Source organism: Brevibacterium sp. CCUG 69071 (genome assembly GCF_021023135.1).
Taxonomy (GTDB): Bacteria; Actinomycetota; Actinomycetes; order Actinomycetales; family Brevibacteriaceae; genus Brevibacterium.
In genome coordinates this window covers 122,689-141,531 of the sequence record NZ_PGFV01000003.1, presented here as the reverse complement: position 1 = coordinate 141,531, position 18,843 = coordinate 122,689, and the positions used below count along the sequence as shown (strand labels likewise).

Genomic DNA, 18,843 nt, shown 5'->3' with positions numbered 1-18,843 from the left:
GGCCGGGCCGTCGCGGGCAGGCAGTCCAGGATCCCGCCGCACGCAGTCAGCATGATCGTGACTCGGATGCCGGGCAGCCCTGGCGTCCGAGTCACGCGTGTGATTCGATGCAGATATGACTGAAGCAATGATGCCCGGGCACCAGGCCCGCCCCCTCGATGACCACCGTGCTCGCCTCGGCGCGGGTGAGATCTACAACGGACTGTGGATGATGTCGACGAGTCCGGAGCTCGCGAAGGTCGGTTCTGCTGCCGGCTTCGACTACGTCAGTCTCGATCTGCAGCACGGGCTGATCCGTCCCACCGACGTCCTCCGGCTCACCGACGCCATCCGCGCCAGCGGTCCCGCCCTGGTCACCGCGCGGGTCGCCGCAAACCGCTTCACCGAGATCGGTGCGCTCGCCGACGCCGGGGTCGAAGCGATCATCGTTCCCCTCGTGTCCTCGGTCGCCGAGGCGGAGTCCGCCGTCCAGGCCCTCGACTACCCCAGCCGGGGAGGCGACCGATCCTGGGGTCCGACCGCCGAGCTCATCGCCGGCGACGTCCAGGACACCCGTGCCGCACGTCCGCTGCTCTTCGTCATGATCGAGAACAAGGACGGCCTGGCTGCCGTCGAGGACATCTGCGCCGTGCCCGGCATCGACGGGGTCTACGTCGGGCCATCGGACCTCGCCTTCGCCGTCGGTGCCCTGCCCGGGCAGCACAACGACGCCCACGCCGAGGCGCTCGTGCGGATCCGCACGGCCGCCGACGAAGCGGGAGTCGTCCCCGGAATCCACTGCGGTGACGGTGCGGAAGCCAAGCTGCGCAAGGAGCAGGGATTCCGGTTCATCACCTCGGCGGGGGACATCGGGGCAGCCGGACGAGCATTCCGCGAGGATCTGGAGACCGCGCGATCCTAATTGCTACCTGGCGGCGGCCCAGATACCTCGCGCCACGTTGCTGGGCCGCCGTCGGGTAGTTCTGGGAGGTCAGGAACGGAGCAGCGAGACGACCTGCTTGAGGGCAGGATTCTTCGTCTGCGTGTTCCACAGGGCCTTGAGCTCGACGATCTCTTCGCTGAGATCCTCGAACGCCAGATAGCGGACTCCGGGGACGCTGACCAATGCGGCCGATTCGGGGACGAAGGCGAGCCCGTGATTGTCGGCGACGAGGTTGATCATCGTCAGCACCTGGCTGAGCGAGTGGCGGACCATGTGGTGATCGATCGGGAAGTGCCGGACGAGCAGATCGTAGAAGTAGGTCGCTCGCGTCGCCGAGTGCATGATCAGCGGCTGGCCGGTCACGTCATCCTTGCGAAGGGGCCGCTCGAGATGAGCCAGCGGATGATCCTTGGGTACGGCGAGGAGCAGCCGTTCGGCCAAGAGAAGCTCGGACTGCACCGAGGGCGGGGTGGAGTCGAGGCGTCCGAGTCCGAGGTCGATGCGGCCCTCGGCCAGGTTCTCCAGCTGCTCTCCGGTGACCATCTCGTGAAGATCGAGGTCGATACCGGGGAAGCTCTCTTCGATCGCGGTGACCAGACTGCCGAGGATTCCGAAGCCGCTCGCCGCGGTGAAGCCGACGCTCAGTCGCCCCCATTGTCCGGAGGCGATGCGCCGTGCATCCTGCGGGGCGCGATCGGACATCGCGAGGAGCACTCGCGCATTGTCGAGGAAGGCCTCTCCGGCCGCAGTCAGCACCACACGGCGATTGTCGCGTTCGAGCAGGTCGACGCCGACGAACCGTTCGAGCTTCTGCACCTGCCGACTGAGCGGGGGCTGGGTCATCGACAGCGCTGCGGCCGCTCGGCCGAAATGCAGATGCTCGGCCACCGCGACGAAGCACCGAACTTGGTCCAAGGTGTACATAGGACCACGATACCTTTCAGGCATCATTTCATGCAGTTATCATCATAGACAATATTACTGGTGCTTCTTAGGCTCATTCCGAAGCGCTCGACAGATACGCAGGAGTGTCGACTGAGACTGAAGGGAATGGACCAGAACATGCGCAGAATCTCGAAACGGCTCGTCGGACCCCTGGCCCTGGGATCGGCAGCAGCAATGGTGCTGTCCGGTTGCGGTGGAAACGTCGCTGCAGGTGGCGGCGGGGGAGAAGAGGACTTCCCAACGAAGGAGGTCTCCATCACCGTCGGTGCCGCCGCTGGCGGATCGACCGACCTCATCGCCCGCGCACTCGCCGACGGCGCCTCGTCCGACCTCGGACAGGCCCTGCCTGTGATCAACAAACCCGGTGCCAACGGAACTCTGGCGGCCAAGGAAGTGCAGTCCGCCAAGCCGGACGGATACAACCTCGCGACGCTCAACGCCTCGCTCATCACGATCACCCCTCTCGCCGTCGGTGAGGACGAAGCTGTGAGCATCGACGACTTCGAAGTCATCACCGGCGTCTCCCAAGACGACTACGTCATGGTCGCCAATCCAGATGCCGGCGTGAAGACCGTCGACGACATCAAGAACAGCGACGAGAAGCTGTCCTTCGGCACCGCCGGAGTCGGCACCGGATCGCAGCTGGCGCAGAGTCTGCTGCTCGCGCAGATCGACACCGATTTCAAAGAGGTGCCCTTCGATTCGGGCGCTCCGGCCGTGACGGCGGCCCTGGGCAACCAGGTGAACATCTCCACGGTCCAGCTCGGTGAGGCGAAGCCGCATATCGATGCCGGCAAGCTCGTGCCGATCATGGTCTTCTCCGAGGAGCGGAACAAGTTCCTCGAGGATGTCCCGACCGCCACGGAGGAAGGCTACGACATCCCGGTCTCGCAGTACCGTGCGGTCGTCGCTCCCAAGGACACCCCCGATGCGGTGATCGAACGACTCGACAAGTCCTTCAAGGCGACGTTCGAGACCGACGCCTACAAGGAGTTCAACGAGAAGAACCTGCTCACCCCGACCGAGGTCTCCGGTGACGAGATCGCCACGGAATGGGCTGACCTCGCAGACCGCTACAAGAAGCTGATTGATGAATATGACATCGATCTTTCGGACTGAGTCGACCACGATGAACGAGCCGAAGGCGAACGGTCCCTCTGCTGACGACGATCCGACCGCGGGGGTAGTCGCCCCGGGAGACGAAGCGGAGACCCCCGACGAGCTGTTGGCCCTCTGGGAAGATGAGGGTCCTCCGCCCGCAGGCGGAATCTCGAATCTGGTGGCCTGCGGCGTGACATGCCTCTTCGGAATCGTCGGCATGATCCTCTCTTGGAATCTCTCCTTGGGAACCCTGACCGATCCGGCCCCCGGCTTCTTCCCCTTCGTCGTCGCCCTGATCGCGACCGTCCTCTCGGCGGCCCAGATCGTGCTGGGTCGCCGGGGCGGGGACGGTGAGAAGTTCATCTCCCACTCCGTCACAGTCGTCTGGGGCGTGCTCAGCCTCGTGATCTTCGTGGCCGTACTGCCGCTCGTCGGATTCGAGATTCCGTCCCTGCTGCTCTCCTTCGTCTGGATGAAGCTGCTGGGAGGCGAATCGTGGAGGTCAGCGATCCTCTATTCGGTCCTCACCGTTGTGGCCTTCTATCTCATCTTCGTCGTGGCGCTGCGCACGCAGCTCCCGCACCTGTTCTGAGGAGGACGACCTATGGATATGTTCGTCCCGGTTCTCCAGGGATTCGGCACAGTCCTCGAACCCGGAAACCTTCTGTACTGCTTCATCGGCGTCCTCGTCGGAATGCTGATCGGCGTTCTCCCGGGCCTCGGGCCCGCGGCGACGATGGCGATTCTGCTCCCGATGACCTTCGGCATCGAACCCGTCACGGCGATCATCATGCTCGCCGGTATCTTCTACGGCGCCCAGTACGGTGGCACCATCACTTCGGTGCTGCTTCGCCTTCCGGGTGAGGCCAGCGCGGTCGTCACTGTCTTCGACGGCTTCCAGATGGCGAAACAGGGTCGCGCCGGCGCTGCCCTCGGAGTCGCGGCGATCGGATCGTTCATCGGCGGCACCGCATCCATCCTGGGCCTGACGTTCCTCGCCCCGCTGATCGCCGGCTTCGCCCTCGACTTCGGTCCGCCCGAATACGCCGCACTCGCATTGCTCGGCGTCACCTTGGTGGCCACGATCAGCTCCGGCAACAAGCTCAAGGCCCTGATCGCCGCCTCCATCGGCGTGTTCCTGGCCATGGTCGGTCGGGATGTCTTCACCGGCACCGAACGATTCACTTTCGACAACCTCAGCCTCAGCGACGGAATCGACTTCGTCACGGTGGCCATGGGACTCTTCGGCCTCGGCGAGATCCTCTACAATCTCGAAGAGCGCCACAAGGCGATGGCCGCTCCGAAGAAGGTCAAGAACGTGTGGCCGACCCGCGGCGACCTCAAGCAGTCCGCCCCGGCGATCGGACGCGGATCAGTTCTCGGCTTCCTCCTCGGAATCCTTCCCGGCGGCGGAGCGACGATCTCCTCCCTCGCCGCCTACGGTGTCGAGAAGAAGGTCGCCAAGGATCCGTCCAGGTTCGGCAAGGGCGCCATCGAAGGTGTGGCAGGCCCGGAATCGGCCAACAACGCGGCCGCCACCTCGTCGTTCATTCCTCTGCTGAGCCTCGGCATCCCAGCGAACGCGACCATGGCTCTGATGTTCGGCGCGCTGCTCATCCAGGGAATCACACCCGGTCCACTGCTGGTCACCGAGGAGCCCGAGCTGTTCTGGGGTGTCGTCAATTCGATGTACATCGGCAACATCCTGCTGCTCATCATGGCGATCCCGCTCATCGGTGTCTTCGTCAAGATCCTCAGTGTGCGGCCGGCGATCCTGGCACCGATCACGGTGTTGATCACGCTCATCGGCGCCTACACGATCAAGAACTCCGTGTTCGACGTCGGACTCGTCGTCCTCTTCGGCGTGATCGGGTACCTGATGAAGAAGGCCGGTTTCGAGCCGGGCCCGCTGGTGCTTGCGTTCGTGCTGGCCGAACTCCTCGAATCGAGTGTCCGCCGTTCGCTGATCCTGTTCGAAGGCGATCTGGGTGGAGTCTTCACCCGTCCGATCACGCTCACGCTGCTGGTAGTGTTCCTCGTCGTCATACTTCTGCCGATCATCCGGAAGGTGCTCGGCCGCTCGAAGACCAAGTCGCAGGAGAAGGAGCTCGTGTCATGAGCATTCTGGTGGGATACGTCCCGACCCCGACCGGAGAGGCGGCCGTCGACGCCGCCATCAAGGAAGCGGCTTGGAGAGGGGTGAAGCTGAGGATCGCGAACTCTCGCAAGCGCGGCCCGCTGGTCGAGGAATCGGTCGCAGATGACGCCGATCTCGATGCCGTCAAGGAGCGGGCGGAGAGTCAGGGCGTCGACGCAGAGGTCTTCACTCTGGCGCATGAAGACGATGTCGTCGATTCGCTTCTCGAAGCAGCCGATGCCTGGTCTGTCGACCTCATCGTCATCGGCATGCGCAAACGGTCGCAGGTCGGAAAGTTCATCATGGGGTCCTCGGCTCAGCGCATCCTCCTGCAGGCCGATATGCCGGTGCTCGCAGTGAAGGCGGACTGAGCGGAAAGCAGGCCCAGCGGGCACGCATCTCTGCGGCTGCCTCGGTGATCGAATCTTCGCCGAGGCGGCCGCAGAGATGCGTGCCCGCCCGATGTTTCGGACAGCGCAAGAATGATCATGCGCCGGGCCCGTGGGGTCGTCACACTGGAAGCATGACGAAGAACGGTCGCGACCGATTGCGGGAGCTGCTCGATGCTGTGCTCGACGAGGGGAACGAGACTCTGGGCCAGATGGCCGAGGGGGCGCATGCCACGCAGTTCCATTTCGGGCGGTCGGTGTCCCGTGAAACGGGCGAGTCCCCGGTGGCGATGCGTCGCCGGGTGATGCTCGAGCGGGCGGCCTGGCAGCTGGGCGGCGGCGCCAGCGTCACCGACGCCGCTTGGGAGGCCGGCTACGGGTTCGCAGAGGGATTCAGCCGTGCCTATGCCAAGGCGTTCGGTCATCCGCCGAGCGCACGGGCCTCAAGCGCACAGGCGTCGAGCCACTGGCTGGCCAGCCCCAACGGCATCCACTTCCATCCGCCCGCCTCGCTCTGGGTGCGCAATGAGGAGACCCCGATGAATCCGCTCAGCGAACAGCTCATCCGACACGATCTCGACGACATCGGCCACCTCATCCGTACTTCCGCGGATCTGGAGCCGGAGGAGTTCACCCGCAGGGTGCTGCCCGGCACCACCGTGCTCGAATGGGACGGGGAGGAGGGTTCCGTTCGCCGAGGTGCTCGAGAGTCTCGTGTACACCAAGGAGGTGTGGCCCGCCTCGTTGGAGGGACTCGACTTTCCTCGCCGTCATTCGTTCCTGGATGCGGATCCCGGCTCCCGCCTCGGCGAGTATCGGGCTTCCCTCTCGGAGCGGCACGGCGAGGTCGCGGTCCGCTGGCTCGATTTCGTCGCGGACATCGATCGCCGAGGTGGATGGGACGACCGCCTCATCGATGCGCTGTGCGAACCTCCCGAGAGTTTTGTCATCAGCGCGGTGATCGCGCATGTGCTCACCTTCTCCGCCCACCGCCGCCAGCTGGTGCGGCAGATGTTGAGGTTGCTGGAACGCCCGGTCGATGACGGCGATCCGATCATGTGGCTGCGTCGGCTGCGCGGAGAATCCGACGATGAACGGTATGAAGAAGAGGGATCATGACCAGAACCGTGTACTACACCGCGACCACTCTCGACGGTTTCATCGCGGATCCGAGCGACTCGCTCGACTGGCTGCTCCGGCAGCCCTTGGATGAGGGAGGCGGGAACGACTTCGATGAGTTCTTCGCCGAGGTGGGTGCGCTCGTGATGGGATCGACGACCTATGAGTGGGTGCTCGACCACGAATCGGGGGCGTGGCCCTATCTGCTGCCGAGCTGGGTGATGACCAGCCGGGGCCTGGACCTGCCGGACCGGTTCGAGATCCGGGGGCGGCGGAGGGGAACGGGAGCCCGGGTGAGTCCGGTGCTGCATCGGACGGGCCCTCGCCCGAGCACTTCTTGCCGGAGCGCCTCGACATCCGGTTCGCCCGGGGCTCCGTTGCTGATATCCATGCGCAACAGTGTGCGTGCGCCGGTGGTAAGGACCTGTGGGTCGTCGGAGGTGGCGATCTGGCCGGTCAGTTCGCCGATGCGGGTCTGCTCGACGAGGTGATCACCTCGATCGCGCCGGTGACCCTCGGTGCGGGCCGGCCTCCGTTGCCCCGTCGTCTCGACCTCGAACTCGTCGAGCTCGGTCGCAACGGCGGTTTCCTCACCGCGCGCCATCGGGTTTTGGGCATGTTGGCGGAAGACCGGGTGTAGGCGGGCGGGTGCCGTCAAGTTCCAAGGGTGAGCGGCAGGATGGGTTCGATCAGCGCCGAGCGTCCGGCGAGCCGCGGCAGCGAGCGTATTGCAGTGCTCCCAAAACGTCTCCGCACGGCAATAATGCGCGGTCCAAGTTAGATACTGAATAGATCAAGAAGAACGAAGTCAGCAACTGGGCTCCACTCGACACACCTAGTTGTCAAATTCACTGTTCTCCAACCTCGTATCTTGTGCCTACTTGGTGTGGCGATTTATCCACCGTGAATTACAGGATGAGCTTGAGAATATGCATTAAATTCTATCGGCTCGCTTCTATCCAATCGGAATGCAGCCGCAGCCGGGTGCTCATTCCTTGGATATCGGGGTAGAGGAGTGCCGTCGTGTAACCATAGATTTGGGTCAGGGACTGTCTGATTTGGTCCTTGGCCTGAGCCTCGATTCTGAAGGTGAAGACAGGAGCCAGCCCGGCTTTATTCGGTCGCGCGCGCTTGTGCGGATTTGCGGGCCTTGCGTAGATCGAAGTTGCGGCAGCGACATCTACAGCATGCCATTGTCGGTTTTTGGCTCTCTCGAACAGTCGCAGGTTTCCTCTTGTGAACATCGGCACTCCTTCAAGCAAGAAGGCAGCGTTCTGCGCTGCAATCCTTGCGTCGTAGGCCGGAGGCACCCAGATTCGACGCCGTGCTCCAGTGCCCCATTCTGCCGTTCTTCGTTGCTCCTCGTTGTCGTACACCCAAAACGGATAGCGAGTGCTAGCAAGAACCTCGTTCAACACCGCGTCACCGGGGCTGTTATCGCCCACCGGTGCAGTCGAGAGGGCGAACAATCGGGCGTCCTCGCCATCGTCTGGTCCACTCTCGACTGCAAACCACGCGGCGATGAGTGGATTTCGCGTGACATCTAGCAACCGCGAGGGACCACCGTGATGCTGGAGACGAGCCATCAGCTCTAGTGCTGAGAGATCTGACATCCGCCAGTCTGACGCTTCATCCAGGATGGCGAGTTCCGCTTGGAGCATCGCCGACTCGTCGGGGAATATTTGGGATGCCTCGCCAGCCCCTTCGGCAGATCTCTGAGTCACTACGCCAGAGTGCTTTAGCAGTCGGCGGTACAAGCTACTGTGCAGACCCCAGTTGGCGTTCTGCTGACCACGCCATACCAAGCGGAGGCCCGGATTGATCTCCGAAAGATTGGCTAGTTCTTGCGTAAGGGAACTGAAAGAATCGACTACTACCTCGTGGGTAGCGAAAAAGCTCCCAGGGCCGGTGAAGCTTTCGGAGAACCGGCCCTCGCTAGGGATTCCTCTTTCTTGATGTTGATAATCGACTCCCGGCGTTGTTTCGCGCGGCGCCGGTAGCCCCGGCCTTGAAGCAGCAATCTCGAGAGCAATCGCCGGGTCAAAGAATCGAGTTGAACTCCACCTGGTGGCTTGTTTGCGTATGGTGTCTTGGAGCGCCGTGCGGGTGTCGATTCTGCCTACTGCTTGCTTCGCTGCGTCCGTGAGTGCATTGTGGACGGCGTCGTCTAGCCCCGTCGGGCCGAAGGCGCTGAGGCTGGTGGTTTGTTTGCGTATGGTGTCTTGGAGCGCCGTGCGGGTGTCGATTCTGCCTACTGCTTGCTTCGCTGCGTCCGTGAGTGCATTGTGGACGGCGTCGTCTAGCCCCGTCGGGCCGAAGGCGCTGAGGCTGGTGGTTTGTTTGCGTATGGTGTCTTGGAGCGCCGTGCGGGTGTCGATTCTGCCTACTGCTTGCTTCGCTGCGTCCGTGAGTGCATTGTGGACGGCGTCGTCTAGCCCCGTCGGGCCGAAGGCGCTGAGGCTGGTGGTTTGTTTGCGTATGGCGTCTTGGAGCGCCGTGCGGATGTCGGTCCTGCCCACCGCCTCCTTCGCTGCATCCGCAAGCGCCTTTTTCAGTTCGTTCGAAACCAAATCGCTGGCGAGCCCAGTCAGCTCGGTAGTTTCTTCGGCCGGCGCCTCTTGGGGCGCCCTAGCGACGGGATGATTGGGAGGTTTACTTCGTTTCGTCGTATTGCAGTCGTCAGGCGTAACTGCTTCCGTAGGATCCTCAGCATCAGACATGAAAGTTTGATGTGTCGTGGTGGCATCTCATGACACCAAATATAGACCAGATGTAATCCAGGGCCTTTCGCTTTCCGCCACTGGACTCCGGGGCTGCTTCGCTGTCCCTAGTTGCACCCGGACATCAAGTTGGTAGCGGCGATCCTAGTTGATTGAAGGAGATCGGGACGGATACAGGGTTTGGTGATATCTGATCCGGCTTGTACACAGGCAAGCCTGGAAGGATGAACATCATGCCACCGCCCTACCCGAAAGAATTCCGCGTCGCACTGGGCCGGGACAAAGACACCACGATTGTCCAGATCGCGAAGGACTTCGGAGTCCACGAAAGCACCATCGTGAAACGGCTTCGGAAAGCCGAGATCAATGTCGGCAATAAACCCGGTTTCACCAGTGACGAGTCCGCCGAACTGCGAGAACTCAGACGGCGCACCCGTCTGCTTGAGCAGGAGAACGTGATGCTGCACCGTGCTACCGCCTATCTGTCGCGGGCAAACCTGCCGTCAAAAGGCTCTACCCGCTCGTGAGAGAGCTCGCCGCCAATGGGATTCCGTCGCAATGACATGCCGGGTACTCAAGCTCTCTCGCCAGCCCTACTACCGGTGGCTGGCAACGTCGACCCCCGAAGCTGACGTCGTCGAGGCGTATTGGGCCAACGCTCTCTTCGATGTCCACCGTGATGGCCCTGAGTTTGCGTACCGGTACTTCGCCGACGAAGTCGAAGCGAGTGGGCAACCGATGGCGGTGCGCTCCGCGTGGTGGCTGTGTTCGGCCTATATTTAGTTCTCCGCCTTCGGCAAGGGCCGGGCAAGAACGGGAAGAAGCCCGGTCTGCCTGTCCACGGCGATCTGTGTGCGGTTGTCGACGCCGACGGACGACGCAGGCACGAGTTCGGAGCTGATGGCCCGAATCAGCTCCGGCTCGCCGATATAACGGAGCGTCACACGAATGAGGGCGAGCTTACATGTGCGCGATCAAGGACGTTTGCTCGTCGAGGATAGTCGGCTACTCCATTGGGGCCCGGATGAAGGCGCGTTTGGCTGTCGTAGCCCTCGAGATGACCGTTGCACGTAGCGGTGGCGATGTGGCCGAATGGGTGGTACAAAGCGGCAGGGAGTCGCAAGCCGTATTCAACCGGTCGAAGAAGTTTACGCGGGCACTGGCCCGTCACGGCCTGGCCGGGTCGATGGGACGAGTCAGCGCGGCCGGCGATAGCGCGGCTATGGAATCGTTCTTCGTTCTGGTGCAGAAGAACGTGCTCGACCGTCGCCGGTGGGTGAGTCGGGACCAGTTGAGAATCGCGATCTTGACCTGGATCGAGGGGATGTGTCACCGGCGTCGTCGGAAAACCCGGTCGGGTCGTTTGACACCAATCGAGTACAAGGCAATTAGTGAGTCACCTGCACTCGCAGCGTGACACCCCGATTGGCACCTCTCATTGCAACAGTCCCCTTAACTAACAGCCCCCTGGAGCGAGGCTTCAACAGCCGGCATATAGTGTGAGTGTCTAACGCGATCTCAGAGCAGGGAGACGACTGAACATGCCTCGTCATTGGGTGCGCTTTGAAGGAGCTTCCACGCTGCGTCGTCAGCGACAAATCTAGTTAGACGATGTGCCTCGAGATCCGGTCCATCGGGTCAGGTACGCCGTTAGAGATGTGGACGTCGTAATGGGCAGGCGTGTATTTGACGCTGCGGGTATCGACGATAAAGGAGGTTGCTCTGGAAAGTCCTGTTCAAACTGCTGATAGTGAAGGAGAAATGTAGGAAGGGATGGCAGCGAAGACCACGTGCAATCTCTGACTCTAGTAACTGGACGTCGTCGCGAGTGCCGCAACGAGCGCATACATCGAGTCTGATCACGCCAGTCTTAGATAGTCGTAGTTGGTGAGCGTCTGGACCGCGTTGCGATAGTAGCGGATCGACTCTGCCGCACGGCATAAGCGCTCAGTGAGCGGTTCGCAACAGATACGAACGTTGGCAGATGTCCCAAGCACGATGATAAGACGTGCTGCGGACTCGAACCCGAGATGTCCGTTCGAGGATCTCTGCGACGACTAATATTCAGTCTTATACCGGTTGACGCTGTGGCATAGGATTGATGCTCGATTTTGGGTGAGCCGGCCTGGGATATAGGAGTCAGGTATGAAACGTTCCGGTGCTTTCGTCAGCCTCGAGCGATTCTGGGCCGCCTCTGGCGAGTCCTACGAGCTGACACAGGAGGGCTGGCTGGCCGAGCCTTCCGCTGGTGCGTTTTATTCGATTAACCCTCGCATATCTCCCACCCGAGATCTTGCTAGTGCTCGGTGCCTTGTGTTGTTAGGTGAGCCCGGCATAGGCAAGACCAGTGCGCTCAACGGGGGACGCGAGTTCCAGCCCGATCCGGGCATTCCGGTTCAGCATTTTGACTTGGGATCCTTCAGCAGCGAAGAGCGGCTAGTGGCCCGTGTCTTCGAGAGCGCCGAGCTCACGGTGTGGAGCAGGGGACGCGGCGAGCTGTGCCTGAGCCTTGACGGTTTCGACGAGGCACATGACCGCATTGAGACTCTGCCGCGCCTTCTCGTCGACTTTCTCAACCAATGCGACTGCTCTCGGCTATACCTGCGGGTCGCGTGCCGAACTGCGAGCTGGCCAGCATTCCTGCGGGAGGTGCTGGAGGAAGGGTTTGGCAAAGAAGGCGTCCAGGTTCGGGAGCTGCTGCCGCTACGACGCGACGACGCCGCAACGCTCCTTCGAGCAGCCGGCGTTGATCCGATCGGCGTCTTGACAGCGGTTGAAGCCGCCCGTGTTGTACCACTTGCTGCGCGACCGTTGACACTGAATCTGCTGCGCGCCTCGATCGACCCCGCCGGAGGGCTCCCGCAAAGCGCCTCAGAGCTGTATGACAAGGGTCTTCTGGCATTGGCCGACGAGATGAATCCGATGCGGCACGGCGCAGGCTTCGCCGCGGGCAGCGCCACCGAAAGACTCAGGGTTGCATCGCGAATTGCGGCGATCTCGACCTTCGGGGGTCGGCCGTCAATCTGGATAGGCCACATCGCCGAGGCTGAAGACGCCACGATCACCGTCGACGAGTGCCTGCCAACGGGTTTCGTCGCACAGGCGCACGCGACCTCCTCGGAAGTCGTTGATACGACACTGCGAACGGGTCTGTTCACGGGCAACGGTGAGTCTCGGCTGGGATGGGCACATGCAACATTCGCCGACTACCTGACGGTGCGGTGGATGATTGAAAGCTCGCTCGGTGACCAGCAGATCGAGTCTCTACTGTTCGCCGACGACGGGCAGATCTACCCGCGAGTGCGGTCGGTCGCCGCATGGCTAGTCGCAATGATGCCGACTCGGTTCCGCTGCTTCATCACCCGCGACCCCCAGGCATTTCTTCAGAACGCAGACATCCCGGAGGAGGCGCTAAGGGCCGAGCTGGTCGACGCGCTCTTCACAGAGGCGCGCGCCGGCACATTCTACGACGAGTACAACCTCGACTTGACCGGACTTGGCCACTCAGGGCTGGCTATTCAGGTTCGTCAAGCGCTCTCGGACCAAAGTGACGAAGCCCGACGACTCGCCCTGCGCATCGCTCGCCAATGCCTACTCACTGAGCTTGTCCCAGACTTAGTCGCCCTCGCGCTGGACCCGACAGCCGAGGTGAGTCTGCGGGTATCGGCAGCGCTGAATGTGCGTGACCTCTCTGAGGAAAGCCCAAGCAGGGCACTGGTCGGGTTACTCAAGTCATCCGGAACAAGCCGCGAGGAGAGCAGTCCTATTCACCATGAGCTCGAGGGCGCAGTATTGATGGCCTCTTGGCCGCACGCCATCACCACTGCAGATGTCTTCGCGTTGCTTGGCCCACGTCATCCCCGCAACTTCATTGGCATGTACTCCATGTTCGTAAACCACTTCGCCGCGGCGCTGACGGACGCAGATCTGACGCCGGCTTGCGACTGGCTTCTCTCGAACACTGACAAGCTCAACGACAGCCGGTTCGCGGACCTGGTCAACGCCGTCACTGGCTTGTGCATCCGCCACCTCGACGACCTGCGCGCTCGCCAGGCGCTGCGACACGTGGCGTTTCAACACGCGGAAGACTACGAGCCGCTGTTCGGCGAGCATACGTTCGACCAGGCTCCAGAGCTAAACGACGACCAGCGACGAGAAATAGCGCTCGTGCTCCTGGCCGAGGCAACTGAGGAACAGACCTGGGCCATGTGCGATCACCTGTCGAATCACGGGCTACGTCTGCTCTCGGAGGCCGATCTTGAATGGCTCATCGATCAATATGGAGCTGCCGACGGGACTCTTCGCACCAACATCGCCACCGCGATGCACTACCTGATCCGACCAGAGCTCGTGGCACACAGCGACCTGGTGCTGAGCCTGTCGGACACTGACCCGGCGGCGGAAGTCTTCAGCTCCTGGCGCCGTGTAGTGCTGCTCTCCTCACCGGAGGCGGCCCAGGCACGCGCTCAATGGGCTCAGTGGGCCGACCGTCGAAGGGAGCTAGAGGAACGGAAAGCAGCCGAGACGACGGACTCCTGGGTCAACCCAAAGATCGCCACGCTCGCGCAGCGCGCTCTCAGCGGCGACGTCGAGGCGTACTGGTGCGCCGTGCGCCTGGTGGCGGTACGACCCGGCGCGCAGCGATTCATGAACGAGTTTCAGCCTGACCTCACCGCTCATCCACGATGGAAGACCCTCCCCGCGACCACGCAGACCGACCTCATTGCGGCATCGGCCAACTATCTGCGCGACGGACGGTGCGAACCTGATCGCTGGTTGGCCAAAGATGTCATCTTCCACCCCGCGCGGGCGGGCTACCGCGCCCTGGTACTCCTGCTCCGAGAACGACCTGCCACGCTCGCCGCTCTCCCGCCCGCTGTCTGGCAGGAATGGGCTCCGATCATCATCGCTTGGACCGGTACGGTTAACGGCGCCAACCCGGACGACAAGACCACTCTGATCGAATTGGCCGCCAAGCACGCGCGCCCCGAGATGGTCTCGACACTGCTTACACTCATCGACCGTGACATTGCCGAGCAGAAGCACGTCTTCGCAACAACCGAGTTGGCCGCGCTCATGTCGGAAGGCCTCGCCAGCGAGTTGACCTCAAGGCTGGATAGGGCGACAGCCAAGGAAACCCGAGACAGCCTGCTCGATTCCCTTCTCACAGGCGGGTGGATAAGTCTGGTCGAACCCGCGCTGCTCAGCTGGATCGGCGACACGGAGCGGACCAATAACCCCGATCGTGCGGCAGATGCGGCCATGAGGCTGCTCCTACACGCCCCCACAGCCGGATGGCCACGCCTACGGACGCTGCTGGAAACCGATCCGGAGTTCATCAAGAAGGTGTTCCTCGCGAACCGTTTCGCCCACGACCGCAAGATGCCCGACCTAGATGACGCCGGCCTTGGCGACCTGTACCTCCACCTCCGCGAGCTCTTCCCTCCCGCAGAGGACCCACAGTCCGACGATGTTCACTGGGTCGGCCCGCGGGAGGCTCTTGCAAACTGGCGCGATGCGCTGCTCGAAAGACTCCGGCTTAGAGGCACCACCAGCGCCGTTCGAGCCATCCAGGAAATTTGCGATGCCCTGCCGGAGGAGCCTTGGCTGAAGCGAGTCCTGATCGATGCCAAGCGGACCCTCCGTGATCAGTCCTGGCAGCCGCTCAACCCGCACGAGCTGGATCAACTTGCAGCTAATCAATCAGTGCGATTGATGCGCACGGACGCTGACCTTCAGAACGCCGTACTCCTGGCCCTGGAAGGTATCCAGGCCCGCCTCCAGTGCGACACTCCATCTGCTCCGCTCTTATGGGATACGTACGCGGCGCGGCCCAAGACCGAAGAGGAGATCTCCGACTACCTGGCCATCGAACTGAACAACAGGCTCGGCCATGCGGGTGCGGTCGTCAACCGCGAAGTCCAGGTTCGCCGTATCAAGCTGTCCGGGCTGCCCGAACGTACCGACCTCCGCTTCGAAGCCATCCCGACAAACGCCGCACTAGAGGGGACGACCTCCGTGAAGATTCCCGGTGAGGTGAAGGGGGTCTGGAACGCCGGAGCAATTGATTCGATCAGCAGCCAGCTCGTCGAGCGCTACATGGCAGACTTCCAAACCGAATACGGCATCTACATCGTCGTTTGGTTCGACCAAGAACCATGGGCTGACAGTTCTGATCGGCGTCGGAGCACCGCAGCTCGTTTTGCTGGCATAGACGATCTACGTGCTCAACTGGATGACGCCGCGGCGGTGGCAGGAGGAAAAGTTGCCGTCGTAGTCCTCGACGCTTCGCTTCGGCGAGGAGCCTGAGAACTCGATCGCACGGACAGCAAGGATGGCACCCGTCGGCCGGATCGCTCGGCTCTGGCAGTCTAATCGACGCGGTGTCCGGCCGTGATCGCGGCTGACTAAGACTCCAGGTCGAAAGTGAAACGGGGCATGTCGTCGCTCTCATCGCACGTGAACGGCGGGGTCCCGGGGCGTTGTCGTGGATGCTCGAAACACTGCAGCGAACGTCGTCGAACTCAGCTATCGAGGCCCGTCCGGCCTTCGCTCGTGGCGGCGGCGTATGAATGCCAGATCAAGCACGGCTTTTCTCGAGAAAATGTAAGGGGCATTGCAGCGAAGACTACGTTGTGGACGCCGTAACGGAGGAATCGTGGCCATTGCTTACTCATCCCAATCAGCCGCCACAGATCGCTACCAATCGACTACAAGCAACCCAAGCGAACCGCCCGGTTCCCTGTAAACGCAAGGGAATCCGCGAGTTCCCGAGACGATCGGCGGAGACCGGAAACTGTCCGGAGCCTCCAAGGGATCGCAGGTTCAATTTCCATGGGCACCTCTCGCCCCAATACCTCACCCGTTCCCGCGCAACCACTCCAACACTTGCCCGGCATGCTCATTCGGCGGGAAGATCGGGTAGAAGACGTGCTCGATCACGCCATCGCGGATGATCAATGTCAGACGCGCGTAGAGACTCTCGCGACTTGGGGCGGAGAACGTCGGCAGGTTCAGCACCTTGCCCAGGGCGAACGCCTCGTCGGAGATCATCGGGAAAGGTAGCCGCAGACGGTCGACGACTTCGGCCTGGTAGACGGGGTCCTGACTCGAAAGTCCGTAGACCAGCTCTGCCCCCGCTGACTTCAGATCGTCGAAGTGGTCGCGGAAGTTGCAGGCCTCCGTCGAACAGCCGCGCGCTCCGGGGATCGAATCCCAGCCGTCCGGCAGATCCACACCAGGACGGCCGGTGAGAGGGTACAGATAGATGACAACCCTGCCTGGTCCGAGGTTGCCAAGCTTAATGCTGCCGCCGTCGCTGCTCGGCAGAGTCAGGTCCGGTATGGCGGTTCCGGGCAAGTGATCGGCGGCCCCATCATCCTCGGGAACCGGCAGGCCATCGGGGAGGGTCGTGTAGTCAGTCATCGTGTTCTTCTCCTTGTCGAATCCGCGTGCGGCGCTCTGATCAAGCCGTGCGACCAGCCGCGCACGATGGGCGGTGAGCGAGGCGACGAGACGGTCGATCTCGTTGATGCTGCGGCGGTACTCCGCCAAAGACGACACGCAGTCGTCGCTGTGCTCGCTACCGAGCTTCAGACACTCGACGAACGGGCGTGTGGCCCGGACGCTGATCCCGGCGGCGGACAGATCGTGGATCTCTGCGAGGATCCGCACGTGGTCCTCGCCGTAGTCCCGGTAGCCGTTCGCGTTGCGCTCGGGACTCAACAGCCCCAGACGCTCGTAGTAGCGCACGGCTTTCACCGTCACACCGGCCCTCCGGGCAGCCTCTCCGATTCGCATCGTCACCTCCGAGAAGAACGTTAGACCTTGCCCTGCGGGTCAAGGTCAACTCTTGCAGGTGACCGTCTCGCGGCGCTTCCACTGCTTTCGCATCGTCTGAGCTGACTTCCCGGGAACCGCAATTAGCCTGGGAGTATGGATGAGACGAGCGGAAAGACCGGGCCCAGCCAACTGGACGCGAACGACTACGATGCCTTCGCAGAGGCCTACGCCAAAGAGAACGACGGCAGTCTCGCCAACGCCTACCACGAACGCCCCGCCATGCTCGCCCTGGCCGGAGAGGTGGCCGGCCGCAGCATCCTCGATGTCGGCTGCGGTTCGGGAGCCCTGTCCGAGGCTCTGCGTGAGCGCGGCGCCTCCGTCACGGGCATCGATGCCAGCGCCGGGATGCTCGCCTTGGCCAGGCTGCGCCTCGGTGAGGATATCGAACTGTATCGGGTCGACCTCAACGATCCACTGCCCTTCGACGACGGCATGTTCGACGATGCGATCGCCTCACTGGTTCTGCACTATCTGGAGGACTGGGAACCGGCGCTGGCCGAGCTACGCAGGGTTCTGCGGCCTGGCGGTCGTCTGCTCGTCTCCGTCGACCACCCCATCATCGCCTATACGATCCGCGAGCCTCGTCCGGACTATTTCGCCACCACCAGCTACGAGTTCGACTGGGAGTTCGGCGGTCGGCGCGTTCCGATGCGGTTCTGGCGCAGGTCGCTGCAGGAGATGCTCGATGCCTTCGCCTCGGCGGGGTTCCTCATCAGGACCATCACCGAACCGCAGCCCCTGCCGGAGGCCCGCAATCGTCATCCCGAGGACTTTGCCCACTTATCGACATCGCCGGGTTTCCTCTTCTTCGCCCTCGAATCCTGAGCCTCTACCGGGGACCCGGGCGACCAGATGCCCGCACGGATAGATGCACTCAGGCGTCGCGTCCCACGGGTCGGGCTCGTACTTCTCGCCCGATGCGCGGATGAAATCGTAGTCGAGCGACCGAGAGAAGCGTGCATCCACTCCCGGGTGGGAGACTGGTCGCATGATGCAGCAGGCAACCGAAGTGACTCGCCCCCAGGCGAGCGGTCGAGCGACGAGCATCGCCGCGCTGCTCTTTGCGATCGCGGCGGTGGTCGTCTGGTTCCCAGGGTTCGTCTTCGTGGTCCTCGACGGTCTCTCCGGCCTCGGGGCTTCGTCGGAGGGCGGCCCTCCCTACGATGCCCAGCACCTGCTGCCAGGGCTCGTGCTCACGAGCGTCGCGCCGTTCGTGCTCGGGGGTGTCGCTCTCGTCCTCGGCCTCATCGGCAGACGCCGGGCCCCTCGAGCCGCAGGCACGTCGAGAATGGCCACGTCCGCGATGGCGATGGGCGGGATCGCGTCCGGCCTCGGACTGCTCTGGATTCTCCTCGACCTCGCGACAGACCGATTCAGTTACGCGCTCTCGGTGCTCTGATCGCGATCGGCACCGCGCGGTGCTCGAGCGAAGTGGTGCCGTCTGCTCTCTCCATGCAGGATCGCGACAAACAGCGATAAGAACAGCACAGAGGAACAACCTAGAGAGCCGGGTCGGTCCCGGGGGTACCCAGCGACCGAGGGATCTGACTGGCTGTATTTGAGCTGACGTTTCGGGAAGCGATCCGCACGGTCGACAGGCCCCGGTGCGCAAGCATCTCGGTGAGCTGCCTATGCCTGCTTCTGCCGATCATCAGCAAGGTGTTCGGC

At 62.6% G+C, this 18,843-nt stretch carries 14 protein-coding genes and 2 pseudogenes; 12 read left to right on the top strand and 4 right to left on the bottom strand.

The features are described 5' to 3' along the window. Positions 1-115: 115 nt before the first annotated feature. Positions 116-901, top strand: coding sequence for an HpcH/HpaI aldolase family protein (locus tag CV023_RS09840; RefSeq protein WP_230745353.1), 786 nt, complete (start codon positions 116-118; stop codon positions 899-901). A gap of 69 nt (positions 902-970) precedes the next feature. Here the strand turns inward: CV023_RS09840 and CV023_RS09835 are convergent, their stop codons facing one another. Next, positions 971-1,846 carry a LysR family transcriptional regulator gene (locus CV023_RS09835; RefSeq protein WP_230745352.1) on the bottom strand — a complete coding sequence of 292 codons (876 nt, stop codon included), beginning with the start codon at positions 1,844-1,846 and terminating at the stop codon, positions 971-973. Positions 1,847-1,972: 126 nt separating this feature from the next. Between CV023_RS09835 and CV023_RS09830 the strand changes: the two genes are divergently transcribed. From CV023_RS09830 to CV023_RS19140, 5 genes and pseudogenes are all read left to right on the top strand, one after another. Beyond that, positions 1,973-2,986, top strand: coding sequence for a Bug family tripartite tricarboxylate transporter substrate binding protein (locus tag CV023_RS09830; RefSeq protein ID WP_230745351.1), 1,014 nt, complete (start codon positions 1,973-1,975; stop codon positions 2,984-2,986). A gap of 10 nt (positions 2,987-2,996) precedes the next feature. Next, complete coding sequence (locus tag CV023_RS09825; RefSeq protein ID WP_230745350.1) at positions 2,997-3,560, top strand: tripartite tricarboxylate transporter TctB family protein; 564 nt, start codon at positions 2,997-2,999, stop codon at positions 3,558-3,560. A 12-nt stretch (positions 3,561-3,572) separates the two neighbouring features. Beyond that, entirely contained in the window at positions 3,573-5,087 is a 1,515-nt protein-coding gene (locus tag CV023_RS09820; protein ID WP_230745348.1) for a tripartite tricarboxylate transporter permease, read from the top strand. Next, entirely contained in the window at positions 5,084-5,476 is a 393-nt protein-coding gene (locus CV023_RS09815) for a universal stress protein (protein ID WP_230745346.1), read from the top strand. Before CV023_RS09820 ends, CV023_RS09815 begins: the two co-directional genes overlap by 4 nt. A gap of 152 nt (positions 5,477-5,628) precedes the next feature. Further along, positions 5,629-5,871 (top strand): annotated as a pseudogene (locus CV023_RS19140) (helix-turn-helix domain-containing protein); the annotation flags it as partial. A 44-nt stretch (positions 5,872-5,915) separates the two neighbouring features. On the opposite strand, the gene CV023_RS09810 reads toward CV023_RS19140, so the two are convergent. Beyond that, entirely contained in the window at positions 5,916-6,080 is a 165-nt protein-coding gene (locus CV023_RS09810) for a hypothetical protein (RefSeq protein WP_230745344.1), read from the bottom strand. 128 nt (positions 6,081-6,208) lie between these two features. Between CV023_RS09810 and CV023_RS09805 the strand changes: the two genes are divergently transcribed. Beyond that, positions 6,209-6,613 carry a hypothetical protein gene (locus CV023_RS09805; protein ID WP_230745341.1) on the top strand — a complete coding sequence of 135 codons (405 nt, stop codon included), beginning with the start codon at positions 6,209-6,211 and terminating at the stop codon, positions 6,611-6,613. 337 nt (positions 6,614-6,950) lie between these two features. Then, positions 6,951-7,253: a dihydrofolate reductase family protein gene (locus CV023_RS09800; protein WP_230745339.1), complete on the top strand. Its 303-nt coding sequence runs from the start codon at positions 6,951-6,953 to the stop codon at positions 7,251-7,253. 301 nt (positions 7,254-7,554) lie between these two features. Here CV023_RS09800 and CV023_RS09795 read toward each other — a convergent pair whose 3' ends face one another. Beyond that, positions 7,555-9,333 carry an FRG domain-containing protein gene (locus CV023_RS09795; RefSeq protein WP_230745337.1) on the bottom strand — a complete coding sequence of 593 codons (1,779 nt, stop codon included), beginning with the start codon at positions 9,331-9,333 and terminating at the stop codon, positions 7,555-7,557. Positions 9,334-9,566: 233 nt separating this feature from the next. Here CV023_RS09795 and CV023_RS19135 point away from each other — a divergent pair. Both CV023_RS19135 and CV023_RS09770 read left to right on the top strand, forming a co-directional pair. Further along, positions 9,567-10,750, top strand: a pseudogene (locus CV023_RS19135) (IS3 family transposase). Positions 10,751-11,478: 728 nt separating this feature from the next. After that, a complete protein-coding gene (locus tag CV023_RS09770; protein WP_230745331.1) occupies positions 11,479-15,642 on the top strand; it encodes a hypothetical protein in 4,164 nt (1,387 codons plus the stop codon). Positions 15,643-16,191: 549 nt separating this feature from the next. Here the strand turns inward: CV023_RS09770 and CV023_RS09765 are convergent. Continuing rightward, positions 16,192-17,133 (bottom strand): MerR family transcriptional regulator, encoded by a 942-nt coding sequence (locus tag CV023_RS09765; RefSeq protein ID WP_269067299.1) that lies wholly within the window; start codon positions 17,131-17,133, stop codon positions 16,192-16,194. Positions 17,134-17,268: 135 nt separating this feature from the next. Here CV023_RS09765 and CV023_RS09760 point away from each other — a divergent pair, with 135 nt between their 5' ends. Both CV023_RS09760 and CV023_RS09755 read left to right on the top strand, forming a co-directional pair. After that, positions 17,269-18,000 (top strand): class I SAM-dependent methyltransferase, encoded by a 732-nt coding sequence (locus CV023_RS09760; RefSeq protein ID WP_230745326.1) that lies wholly within the window; start codon positions 17,269-17,271, stop codon positions 17,998-18,000. 163 nt (positions 18,001-18,163) lie between these two features. After that, complete coding sequence (locus CV023_RS09755; protein ID WP_230745324.1) at positions 18,164-18,574, top strand: hypothetical protein; 411 nt, start codon at positions 18,164-18,166, stop codon at positions 18,572-18,574. Positions 18,575-18,843: the final 269 nt, after the last annotated feature.